At 39.6% G+C, this 12,623-nt stretch carries 8 protein-coding genes; 4 read left to right on the top strand and 4 right to left on the bottom strand.

Annotated elements, in window-relative coordinates:
- Positions 1 to 125 precede the first annotated feature (125 nt).
- The 4 genes from OQ289_RS06750 to OQ289_RS06765 all read left to right on the top strand — a co-directional run bounded on the left by OQ289_RS06750 (position 126) and on the right by OQ289_RS06765 (position 5,999).
- Positions 126 to 2,534 carry a TonB-dependent receptor gene (locus OQ289_RS06750; protein ID WP_270089966.1) on the top strand — a complete coding sequence of 803 codons (2,409 nt, stop codon included), beginning with the start codon at positions 126 to 128 and terminating at the stop codon, positions 2,532 to 2,534.
- 19 nt (positions 2,535 to 2,553) lie between these two features.
- The gene (locus OQ289_RS06755; RefSeq protein WP_270089967.1) at positions 2,554 to 3,786 is read left to right on the top strand and encodes a hypothetical protein; all 1,233 of its coding nucleotides are present in this window, start codon (positions 2,554 to 2,556) and stop codon (positions 3,784 to 3,786) included.
- A 163-nt stretch (positions 3,787 to 3,949) separates the two neighbouring features.
- Entirely contained in the window at positions 3,950 to 4,648 is a 699-nt protein-coding gene (locus tag OQ289_RS06760) for a DUF4198 domain-containing protein (protein ID WP_270089968.1), read from the top strand.
- A 34-nt stretch (positions 4,649 to 4,682) separates the two neighbouring features.
- On the top strand, positions 4,683 to 5,999 hold the full coding sequence (locus OQ289_RS06765) for a PepSY-associated TM helix domain-containing protein (protein ID WP_270089969.1): 1,317 nt from the start codon (positions 4,683 to 4,685) through the stop codon (positions 5,997 to 5,999).
- A 65-nt stretch (positions 6,000 to 6,064) separates the two neighbouring features.
- On the opposite strand, the gene OQ289_RS06770 is transcribed toward OQ289_RS06765, so the two are convergent.
- The 4 genes from OQ289_RS06770 to OQ289_RS06785 all read right to left on the bottom strand — a co-directional run bounded on the left by OQ289_RS06770 (position 6,065) and on the right by OQ289_RS06785 (position 12,381).
- The gene (locus OQ289_RS06770) at positions 6,065 to 7,408 is read right to left on the bottom strand and encodes a M56 family metallopeptidase (RefSeq protein ID WP_270089970.1); all 1,344 of its coding nucleotides are present in this window, start codon (positions 7,406 to 7,408) and stop codon (positions 6,065 to 6,067) included.
- 77 nt (positions 7,409 to 7,485) lie between these two features.
- The gene (locus OQ289_RS06775; RefSeq protein ID WP_270089971.1) at positions 7,486 to 7,857 is read right to left on the bottom strand and encodes a BlaI/MecI/CopY family transcriptional regulator; all 372 of its coding nucleotides are present in this window, start codon (positions 7,855 to 7,857) and stop codon (positions 7,486 to 7,488) included.
- A gap of 186 nt (positions 7,858 to 8,043) precedes the next feature.
- Positions 8,044 to 9,099, bottom strand: coding sequence for a nucleoside hydrolase (locus OQ289_RS06780; protein WP_270089972.1), 1,056 nt, complete (start codon positions 9,097 to 9,099; stop codon positions 8,044 to 8,046).
- Between the two features lie 180 nt (positions 9,100 to 9,279).
- Positions 9,280 to 12,381, bottom strand: coding sequence for a hybrid sensor histidine kinase/response regulator transcription factor (locus tag OQ289_RS06785; protein WP_270089973.1), 3,102 nt, complete (start codon positions 12,379 to 12,381; stop codon positions 9,280 to 9,282).
- Positions 12,382 to 12,623: the final 242 nt, after the last annotated feature.

Here is a 12,623-nt window from a genome sequence, read left to right on the forward strand (position 1 = left end):
TTACACTAATTTTATTCTGCTTGGAATCAGTGTTTTAGATTGTTTTTAAAAAATAATTAACGATCTACCTTCGTAAAAGTTAAGTATATGCTACACTCTTATGTATACTTAATCTAAATAAGGCATTGAAATCAACATTTACTACTATACTACTTGTAATATTTACCGTATTTGCGCAAGCACAGACATCCACTAAGAATACCGTTTCAGGATTTGTAAAAGACAATTTTGGCAAACCTATTCAAGGAGCTACTGTTTCCATTCAAAGTGTTACCACCTTATCTGATGTGGATGGATATTACAAAGTGATAGCAGCTCATTTATCAAGTGACGCCCTACTCCAAATTACTGCCTTAGGTTACGTTTCAGAACAACGGTCGTTAAACGGGAAATATACGCAAGACTTCCAATTGAAGGAAAGTCAAAATGCCATTCAAGAAGTATCTGTATTCGGTCGAACAGAGAATGAACAGCGCCTTGCCGAGATAAAGCGCTCCGGATTTAATGTAAGTGTGATAGACTTGAATAAGTATGCCAATGAAGCCGCCAACCTAACTCAGGTCTTGAAGAGAGCTACAGGCGTGACCATACGAGAGGATGGCGGTCTAGGTTCCAATTTTGTGTTCCGTATAAATGGGTTAGATGCAAAAATATATATTGATGGAGTACCCATGGAAAACTTCGGTTCATCCATGTCTTTAAATAACATCCCTGTAAATCTTATTGATCGCGTAGAGATTTATAAAGGGGTGGTGCCTGCTTTTTTAGGGTCAGATGCTTTAGGTGGGGCTGTCAATATTATTACCAAGCGTCGAGCCAGACCCTTTTTAGACCTCAGTTACTCACTAGGCTCATTCAATACCCACCAAGCAGCCTTAGTAGGGACATTTACCAACCCCAAGAATAACCTGTCATTTCGGTTGAATGCTTTTTATAATCATTCGGACAATAGCTATAAAATGTATACAGAAGAAAAGTATGGCGTCGTTCTAGAAGAAACCGTCGATAATAAGTTTGTGCCGGTTTCCGAAGTTAAGCGATTTAATGATGCGTATACATCGGCGATGGGACAGTTTGAAGTTGGCTTTAGGGATGTGTCTTGGGCAGACCAGTTTTATGTTGGATTGACGTATTCTCAAAATCATAAACAAAATCAATTAGGAGCCAGTATTAACGCTGTCAACGGCGGGGCGTGGTCCGAAAGCAACTACTTGATGCCGACATTGAACTATAAGAAGAGCAACTTTATTGTGGATCGTTTGTTTGCCGATATTTTTACCAGCTACAGTTATGATACCCGGCACGTCAGGGATACCGCTTTGTACAACTATGATTGGTCTACGAATTGGATTTCCAATCAGATCGGTTCAAAACCCAATGACCCCGTTCATAACAAGTTTAATCTCTCTAATTATCTCGCTAGAGTCAATTTGAACTATGACTTTGATGAAGAACGTAAGCAAAGCTTAAATTTCAATTACAATTTCAATAATAATCATCAAAAAGCCTATGATATGATCGCAAACTATGACCAATCAGGCCTGCCCTCCAACCTGGGGCGACATATTTTTGGTTTATCATGGCAAAATCAATGGTTTGACAAACGCTTGTCCAATGTCTTAGCCTTTAAATACTATCGGTTGGACGCCTCGAAAGACGTGGACGAAAGAAAATTTGATGGTGATAATAATTTGATAAGCGGGGATATAGCACATCATCAGAATGCCTGGAACTTTTATAGTATGAGCATCGCTTCCAGGTATAGAATTACAAAAGATGGTGGCTGGAAATTCTCGTACGAAAAAGCCTATAATTTGCCTACGATGATCGGGCTTTTTGGAGACGGTCAAAATACAGTTTCCAATTGGGATTTAAAACCCGAGCGTAGCGACAATTTCAATACAGGCTTCTATTACAATACCTTTATCAACGAAGATAATTTTTTGAATGTCGACGTTACAGGTTTCTATAGACTAGCAGGTGACTATATCAATACACGTGTGGTGACACAGGATGGGGGCGATTATTTCCAATATTATAATATCCCTGGTGTTAAGTTATACGGATTCGAGGCAGAAGTGAAGTATGGATTCAAAGATTTGGTAGCCATCACGCTCAATGGCTCATATGACAAAGCCATTGACAACAAAAAGTATACAGACGATTCCAACCAACAGGTTAGTTTGAATTATGGCTATCAAGTTCCTAATCGTCCTTGGGTATACGGCAATATGGATGTAAGCCTCATTCAAAATGATTGGTTTCAGAAGGGGAGTCGAGTTCAGTTGTCTTATCTTTCTCAATACACCCATTGGTTTTACCTAACCGAAGCCCACTTGGGTTCTCTCGAGTCCAAAAATCATATCCCATCTCAAAATATTCACTCAGCTGTCCTAAGCTATTCTTGGGATCGCAATAAGTATAACGTTTCCTTTGAAGCGCGTAATTTGACGGATGAGCGAGCTTACGACAACTTTCGCTTGCAAAAACCGGGACGTGCATTTTACCTCAAATTGAGATTATCCTTAATGTAAAAACAAAATAAATATTTTTATGAAAATTAAACAATTAGTAATGGTTTGCTTAGCAGCTACATCATTGCTTGCATCATGTAAAGATTCCCCAGATACGCCTAAACCAGACGAAACTAAACCTACTTCCAATAACTTGTATAGTGTATGGGTTACAGCATCCACAGGTTCATATATCCTCACAGCAGATAATTTGATGAAGGATACGTTGTTGACACCGAATAACAATCAAGGTATCGATATATCGGCTCATCTTCCTGCCGCTTTCTATGGTGTATATGCCTATGCATATGAAGGCAAGTATTACCTGTCAAATGATGGAAAGCGCTTTAGCCAGTTCGAAGTAATAAATAGCAAATCTTGGAAAGAGACGGATAATTATGCTTTTCCAAGTGCATTTTATTTAGGGAAGGTATTGAATGAAATCAGTGCCAAAGATGAGTTGGTGATGACCAAAACTGCTGGGACTTTCAACGCTACAAAAAATGCACTCGAACAACCCATTTATTTTATGAATGTCAAGGATATGACACTTAATAAGACGTTGACCGTAGACATTCCATTTTTAGATTACACTCCGCTTACCCCTGATAAGACCCCTTATATCGCTCCTTATATGGTGCCAACTAGTTTTACTGTCCGAGGAGACAAATTGTTTGTGGGACACAAATTCAGAGGGTCGGATGGGACAGGAAATAAAGACATATTGGATTCAGCATTAGTGTATGTTTGTGATTACCCTTCAATGGCTAATGGTAAACTCTTGAAAGACCCGAGAGGGGGGATAGTCGCAGGTCACTGGGAAGTGAATAAAACCACATTTTTAGATGATAATAACGATTTGTACTTTTTAACTAAGAAAATAGCAACAGCAACATACGGCCTATTACGCATCAAAGCTGGGCAGACGGAGTTTGATAAAGACTATTTCTTTGATTTGAAAGATTATAATGTATTCAAAAATACATCATCTTCCACCATCCAAAAACTGGGTAATGGCAAAGCATATATCAGTCCTTACGTAGTAGATCCTGCCAATAAGAAAGTCGTTGCCGATTTACGCATTTTAGTTGGCGGGGGAGAACCGAAGACAACGATGAACTTTATGGAAAATGGCAAACTGTATGATGCCTTTAAGACCGATGAGTCTAGATGGTTTATATACGAATACGATCCAGTAAACAATTCGGTAAAACGTGGAGCTGAAATCGATCCAGGGATTACCCATGTTTATCATCTTAATAAACTCAAATAGAGGTAATTCTATTTTGATGGACAAGTAAGTGGACCTTCTGAAAAGAAGCCTTACTTGTCCATTCAGTATAGAACCAAATTATGAAATCAAGGTGTAAATAATGTTGACACACAGCGCAAATATTATTTACTCGAGTTCTCATCAACAAATAAAAAATAATTAGATGAAAAAATTAATATTATCTATCCTCACACTTTTTGTTGTGTTATCAGCTTCGGCACACGCTGTATTTATCGAGACTACGCTGAAAGGCGTTAAAGGTAAATCCCATGCCGTAAAAATCGTTTACGGTGAGCCAGATGAGCATGAAGCTATTGCAAAATGGTGGTGGTATAAAGAAGGCATGCAAGTTACATTGACCCTCACAAAGCCCGATGGAAGCAAAGAAACTTTGAGTACCACGGCGCAAGCAGATCATCTTTTGGCCACATTTGTACCAGATCAAGATGGATACTACCATGTGTCCTTACAGCGAGATACCGAGCGCAAAGAAGGTGCGAAAACTCAATACCAAATTAATGCCGTTGGGACAATCCAAGTGGGCAATTCTACATTAGGAAATACAGCATCTAATATCGGTAACGAATTGCTGGTCCATGCAGATCAAAGCACTTATAAAAATAAGAAAGAAGTTTCATTGACACTCTACCAAAAAGGTAAGCCAGCGGCCAACTCTTTTTTTCAGATCATCGCACCAAGCGGTTGGATTAAATGGGTAGAAACTGACGATAACGGCATTGCCCGGTTTATACCGGAGTGGAAAGGCAAATATTTTGCCGAAGTATCAAAAAAAGAAAAAGTAGAAGGGCTGGCTTTTGAAGAATATAGTCGTGCTACTTCGATGAGTTTTGAAGTCAAGTAATTTGAAAATGGCTGTAAGGGAGAAAAAGAGGAATTTGTCAATATTTCGATTGGTCAACAACTGGCTTCATCTTTGGCTAGGGTTGATTTCGGGTATCATTGTATTTGTGGTTTGTTTGACGGCTTGCCTTTGGGTTTTCAATCATGAGATTATAGACCTGATGATTCCAAAAAAGGAGAGACAGTATATTCTTGCCTCGACTCAATCCTTGATTTCTCCATCGGAGATTATCGCTATTGCAGATTCACTTTATCCGGATGATCTTGTTCGAGGGATTACCTATACCCGAGATTCTCCGGTTTCATTTTCAGTTAACATAAAAAGTAGCGATACTACAAAAAAATCAAAGACCGAAGTTAATCTATTACATCCCTATACCGGTGAGTACTTAGGCCTACAAGTTGAAGATAATTCCGAAGAAGCCCAGTTGAGAAAGAAGCTAAATAGCTTTTTTGCTTGGACCCTTAGCGGTCATCGATTTTTATGGTTCCCTCGGGATATTGGACGTCCTATTGTCAATTATGCAACCTTGATTTTCTGTATCACGTTAATCACCGGTTTAGTTTGGTGGTACCCGAAGAAATGGACCAAATCCACACGTGAAAAAAGCTTTAAAATCAAGTGGAAAGCAGGTTGGAAACGGGTCAATTTGGATCTTCATAATGTTGTTGGGTTTTACTCTTTCCTGTTGGTTCTTTTATTAGCCGTGACGGGCATGTACTACGGTATCACTTGGATTAATAGCGCATTGTATTGGTCGACTAATTGGGGGACAAGTTTGCCTGAGCGTACATCGGTAAGTTCGGACACGAGTCAGATTGCTCATTCCGCACTTTTTTCACAAGCATTTGATAAGGAAGTACACACTATCTTGGCACAATATAAAGATCCTCACTATCTCACAATCACCTACCCGGATACGGTCAAAAAAGGAGGGACGATCTCCGTATACATTCGCAACGATATGGATAGGCAGTTTAATAATCGGTATTACTCTTTCGATCAGTATACAGGAGCGTTTCTGCCTAATCGTATTTCACTATTCAATAAGGATTATTATGAGCTAAGTGCAGGTGAAAAGTTCCGAAGGCTTAACTATGATATTCATGTCGGCTCTATTTGGGGACTCCCGACCAAGGTTCTCGCCTTTTTCTTAACATTTATTGCCGGCTCCCTACCAATTACAGGTTTTATCATTTGGTACAATCGCAAATGGGGAAAGAAAAAAGGTCGAACCAAAGTCTTGAAACGTTCTGATGCCGTTTTGGATTCGAAGACGACATCTGTAGCCGACTATTCCACTCTCGAAAAGCCACCCATTCGCTTCCGACCCAAGATCAAGGATAGTTAGCGCTTGAAGTTTTCGAAGTACGAGTTTATGACAACATCTGTACTTCGAAAACTATCAAATGTATGTTATTTAGGGTCATTATGATCTGCAAAAACCTTATCGTAATAAGGCTGGGTCAACACGTCTAATTGATGCGTATATGAGCGACCTACCTTTGCTTTTCCGTGCAGCTTGCTCACATAATACAATACGACATCCTCCTCCTCTAATTTTTTTAAATCCGTATTTTTTGCTTTTTTACCGTCGATCCAAACCCCGTACACTTTTGTATCTTGCCACTTGTTGAATTCCTGACTTGTTGGTGTTCTCTTTTTCGGCTTTGTCATAGATGCGACCCAATGCTTGGGCGAATTGATGTCATGAGGCGATAATGTCCGTTCTTTCACCTGTTTTTCAGACATCAGCGAGGCAATGTATGCCATTCTTTTTCTATCCACCGACTGCACATTGATTCCAGTGATGGTTTTTCCGTTGTTGTCCTTCCTCGTAGTCGTGATTGAGCGCATTACACTGTCGTATTCCGCCAATAGCGCTGAGGAAGCTCCAAGACGCTTTATTGTGTCTGTTTCCATTATATGGGCTGTTGCCGATATTGCTGTATTCGCCATTAGGACGTTCTTTTGTGCGAAGATTGCTGAGGCTCCGATCATCACGCAGGCCGTGAGTACAAACAAACCGAATTGTTTTTTCTTGGATGTTTTTTTAGTCATCATAATTAATCGATTTTTTAACTGTTTATAATTTAATTGACTTGTTAGGCTTGATTCGAATTTCTGCGCGGGTAGATCTAGTAAAAGATAGCAATACTCCTCTATATGGTCTTGATTCTGAATCACGGCGCTGTCCGCTAAGTACTCATGATTTAATCGGATCGATCTTTTTATGAAATTATTCATCGGATTGATCCAGAATATACAGGATACCACTTCTGCCAATAAAATATCCAAGGTATGCCATTGATCGACATGTGTTTCCTCATGCCGCCATACGGCTGGGTGGATACCTTCATTATAATCCGTCTCATTCACGAATATCTGTTGCAGAAAGGTATAGGGTGTGGGTGTTGATTTGGTCAGTATAACGGTATAGTGTTGACGTTCTATTTTCCGACCCTTACGGATTTGGTATTGGATTTCCAATACACCCGCAGCAAAACGAGTCAACAGTATTAGAGCAATGGAAAAGTAAACGAAGCCAATAACGTATGTCCAGCTGAAGACATCTTTTTGATGAGGTATCCTGCTATTATCGATTATATTCTGTGTTGTTGTATACTGGACATATGCTAGATTGGGTAGGAGTGGGGCTACTGATGTGGGATCGTCCTGCTTGATATTATACTCCATCGTCGGAATACATAGCGGTAGTACCAAGGCTATTAATAGATACGCTCTTTTGAAATTGTGCATGTTAGACTGTGCGATCCATAGGTGGTAGGGTATATACAGCACTATTGAGCACAATATATAATTGATGATATAGGCTATCATTTTATTTTCTTTAACACTTCGTTATCAATTATTTCTTTCAGCTCCAATAGCTCATCTTGGCTCAGGTTTGTACTTTTTGTAAAAAAGGAAGCAAACTGTAGAGGAGAGCCATCGAAAAAATCTTTGATGAGATTGTTTACATGCTTTTCAAAGTATTCTTTCTTATCGACAAGAGGATAATACCGTCTAGAGTTTCCGTACATCCGATAGCCTACATAACCTTTGTCCTGCATGCGCTTTAAGAGTGTCAATACGGTGGAGTTTGCAGGAATGGGGTCGTCATAGGATTCCATGATTTCTTTAGTGAAAGCATTGTTGTGCTTCCATAATATTTCCATTAGTTGTTCTTCTGTCTTCGAAAGGCTCATAATCTACAGTTGTTTATTTACATCTACAAATGTAGATTAACTAATCTATATTCCAAATTATTTTTCAATTTTTATAAAAAATAAGGAACATCCGCAGTCGTTTCTTTCCAAGAATAGCGATTGTTGATACAGTAGATGTTATTGAAAAAAGCCACATGGTCATCCCATGTGGCTTTATCCTATTACCTATTTGGTATTTTGATGCTGGCTTTTGGTTGATGATATCAACTCTACAAATCGGTCTTTTATTCGTTGGCTCTGCTTCTCATCGACCGTCAGGTATCGATGCTTTCCACGTTTCCCCTCTTCGAATAAGGATTCACCTGTAGCGGTGATTGTGACTTTCCCCTTTTTGGAATACCCAAAATAATGACTTCCCTCCTCTATAGCCTCCAGTACACTTGTAAGGTCCCAGGTTGGGCGATCATACGTCATGTCCATGTAACTTTTATAAGCTACCACCAAAGGTACTGTTCCGGTATAGGCAAGGTTTTGTTCAATAGTTGCGCCAGGGTAGAGGATTTGATTGCCCACCTCAAATGGACTCACTATTATGGCCGTAGGCCATTCGTCAAATACCTTTTTTGCAGAAGCTATATCTTGGACGATATTGTATTCCTGTGGATTGATACCATTGAAATTTCCCCCCATGACCGAGAGCCGCTTGACTTTCTGCGATATTAGCTGCTTTCCTGTGAGGGGAGATATATCATCTCCTTTTGTTTCCAAAAGTCTGGCCAGATTTGTTAAATACCCCACACTGACTATTGTCACTGAGCCATCTTTCTGGTTTGCTAAGACTTCTCTATAAAAGCGAGTCGATTCTGTGAAATCATGGTCATTGGCCAGCTGTCTTTTAAATTTGGTTCCGTCTGCATTTGTGTGTTCATATGTTCGTGAGGCAAAATTGATAGGCACAGTGTCTTCCATACCATCTTTTACCATTGCTATCGGAATATGGGGATATCCATACCACGTATTCATGATGTCGATAAATTTAGGTGAATACGGGCTGTCCTTATTGATCGATATCCCCAATAGGTTGATTCTATCGATATCCAAATATTTATACAACATATCCAGCGCTAGGGCATCATCGATATCATTCCCTATATCTGTCTCGAAGATTATATTCACTTTACCCCCGGATTTGTAGTGATTGGGGCGTTGAGCTTCAGATTTATGAACGGAAAAAAGCATCATCGACACCAGCAGTAATGTATAGATTTTTTTGTTCATCATGTTATAGTCTATGTTTTGATTTGACCTCTCCTCAATTATACGATTATTTTACGTGTTAAATACCTTATGTAACTAAGGGGTCTGTAAGTATGATATCTATTGAATTTGTGTTGTTATTTACAAAGTAGCGTCCGAGGATTGCAATCTTCGATCAGGAATAATATGGTCTAACATCACTTTTTATAACTTTTCTTTTTCCGAAGGTAAGAAATTGAAATGTTTCTTGAACACTTTGCTGAAGTAAGCCGGTTCGCTAAAACCTGATTTCCATGAGGCTTCCGATACCGAATGCCCCTCTCGCAGTAGCTTCAGTGAATAGTTAAGTTGTACTTTTTTGACAAAGTGCGCGGGCGTTACACCTGTTAGTACTTTCAGTTTCCGTGTAAGCTGACTGGTACTCAATCCTATTTCACTGGCTAACAGGCTCACATCGATTCCATTCTCCATGTGTAAAATCACGATGTTGTTCAATTTTTCAATAAATATTCTATCCACTAGATTGAGTTCTGGTATTTCATTTTCAGCAGGAATGAGTAGTTTGTCAGCAAATTTACTACGGAATGCCTGTTGTTGGCGTAATCGGTTTTTGATGCGTAAACGGAGTTCTGCAACGGAGAATGGCTTAGTCAAGTAATCATCAGCTCCATGCTCCAGTCCCAGTATCTTATCGCTTTGTTGAGCTTTCGCAGTCAGCAGCATGATGGGAATATGGCTTGTGATTTCATTTCTTTTGATGACTTCAGTAAGCTGAAAACCACTCATCTCCGGCATCATGACGTCACTGATGATGATATCAGGTACATGTTCAATTGCCAATTCTATGCCTTGTTTCCCATTTTCTGCCTCCAAAAAGCGAAATTCTGGTTCCAGATTTTCAATGATAAACTTTCGCAACTCCCGCTGATCTTCTACCACTAGTATCAAGGTGCTGCCTTCATTTAAAATACCCTGATTCTCTCGAGACTCTTCCATATGGTCTGATGATAGGACTATCGATGCATTGTCATGTTCAGCGTCCGAAGTCGAACGACCTTCGGCCAGCCAGATCGTAAATGTACAACCACCATCTACATTATTTTCGACTGTCACATCGCCACCATGAAGTTGGGACAATTCTTTCACTATGGATAAGCCAATTCCCGACCCTTCGAACACCTCATTTTGGTGCGCCTGGTAGAATCGTTCGAAAATATAAGGTAGGTTTTTAGCTGGAATTCCCGACCCCGTGTCACGTATTGATATAAATAGCTTGTTGTCTATATAATCTACGGTAACTTGTATGCTGCCTGCATACGGTGTGAATTTTAGGGCATTTGACAAGATGTTGTTGAAAATACTTGCCAATGCTTCTGACGAATACACAAAATCGCGGTGCCCAAATTTTACTTGGGCTGCAGAAGTCACGGTTGTTTTCAGTTCGATCTTTCGCTCTTTTGCTAACGAGTGGAACGCTTGCACATAATTTTGAGTTTCGTTCAGCAAATTGCCTGTCTTGAAATGCAGACTATATTTACCAGTCTCTATTTTTGTCAGATCCAACAGTTGATTAATTAGCTGTAATAGACGTTGTCCACTATATTCCATCTCTTTATACCGTTTCAAAGATTTAGTATCTCCGTCTTTTTTCAGTATCTCTAAGTGGCCATTGATCAGTGTGAGTGGCGTACGAAATTCATGTGAAATATTGGATAGAAATTGTGATTTAAAAGCCTCTGTGTCTTTTGCTAGCTCAGCCTCACGGCGTTTCAGTTCAAGATTCTGCTTTTCCAGACGTAGTTTTTTATTTCCCACCCAATAAGTATATAGGCCCATTGCCGTTAATACAATGATAGTCCCCAAGATTCCGTAGGTTGTATGGGCCACCATCGTCTTTTTGTTCAGCTCTTCTTGCTGTTTAGCTTTTATCTCTGCTTCCCTCTTGTCAAATTCATATCTCATCACTGTTTTTGAGAGATCTTGTTGCTTAAAGCTATCTTGGTACGTTATGTATTGTTTGTAGCTTTCCAATGCAGCCCGATGATTGCCCAGATGCTCTTGGATGGAAGAGAGTGTACGGTAGTCTGCTATTAAATGCGTTTTTTCCGCTGTTGTTTTATGGTAGGCCAACGCCTTTTCCATATATGCTTTTGCTTTCACATATTCCCCTTGTTTGTTTAGGATCTGAGCTCTTAAAGACCAAGTTGCTGCTTCGACGGATTTGGAGGCACCATCCTCCGCTAGTTGTAGATAATGAAGGGTTTCGTCCAATTTGCCCTCGACCCATTTTACCTTGACCGCAATTGTATAATATGTCATTGCTGTCAAACTTCGGTCATCGTTTTGTTTGGCTATCGCCAATGCTTTGTTGTAGTATTGCATCGCTAGGTCCCCTCGATGTCTTTTGTTATAGACATTCGCTATCAGATTGTAGGACTCTATTATACCTGAGTAGTTTTGGAGCTGCTCATATATTTGTAGTGATTCTCGATGGTATTCCAATGCTTTTTTATCGTTTTCTATTTCGATGTATATCATTCCCAAACCCGCCGATGTCCAGGCTACACCCTCTTGGTTTTCTATTTTTTTGTAAGCTTCACGAGCTTCTGTCAGATATTTGGTCGCGTCTGTGTAATCGCCTATTTCTCGATAGCGTGTCCCTATATTGGCCGAAGTCTGGGCTATGCGCCATCCGTCGTTATGCTTTTTGAAGATTGGTAGCGCCTCCTTGTAGTACTTGATTGCTTCTAAATAACTATCCATTTGCCAATATAATACGGCAATATTGTCGCAAGAGTTGGCAATACCATATTCATCTTTTGATTGTCGACGTAAAGCTAATGCTTTCAGATGCGCTGGGAGTGCCTTTTCAGGCTTCATTTCTGCTGTATAGATGTGGCCCATATTGTCATAGACATCACCTTGTGTGAATAAATCGTTGACTTTGTAAGCCAGCGTAAGACTTTGTTTCAGACTGTCCAGGGCTACCTCGTAATTACCTAATTCCCGTTGCGCCACTCCAATTTTTAACAATGCTTTGGCCCAGTTCTTTTCGTCATTACTTTGTTTGGCAAGCGTCAGTGCTTGTTGGGCATATAGGATAGCTTGCTTGTAATCTCCTCTTTCCCTTTCATATTTACTAGTTAGGATGAGCAAACTTGTCTGTTGATGGAGATTTTTTGTTTTTGTTAAAGCGGTTTTTAGCGAATCGATTTTCCGCTGACTATCTTTGGGAGGTGTAGCACTGGAACTTGCAATGAATATAAACAGGAGTACTAAAAGTATAAGCGGTACGTGTCTGATCATACGTCTAGGTAAATTGGATTTTTTTAAATTAATATTCAGCAATAAAAATATTCTTTAAGATTAAGTTTACAATTACGGGTCGGCATGATAATCACTTTTAAAAGTTCTCCCTGTGAGAGAGCTTGCAGTTAGGTGTTCCACTGCCATATAACCGTGATGGTAGATTGCTTTTTTCGAGAGTTAAATTATGCAATTCTCATAAATTATGCAATTTACTGCTTTTTGAATTAAATACATATCTA

Source organism: Sphingobacterium sp. SYP-B4668 (genome assembly GCF_027627455.1).
GTDB lineage: Bacteria > Bacteroidota > Bacteroidia > Sphingobacteriales > Sphingobacteriaceae > Sphingobacterium.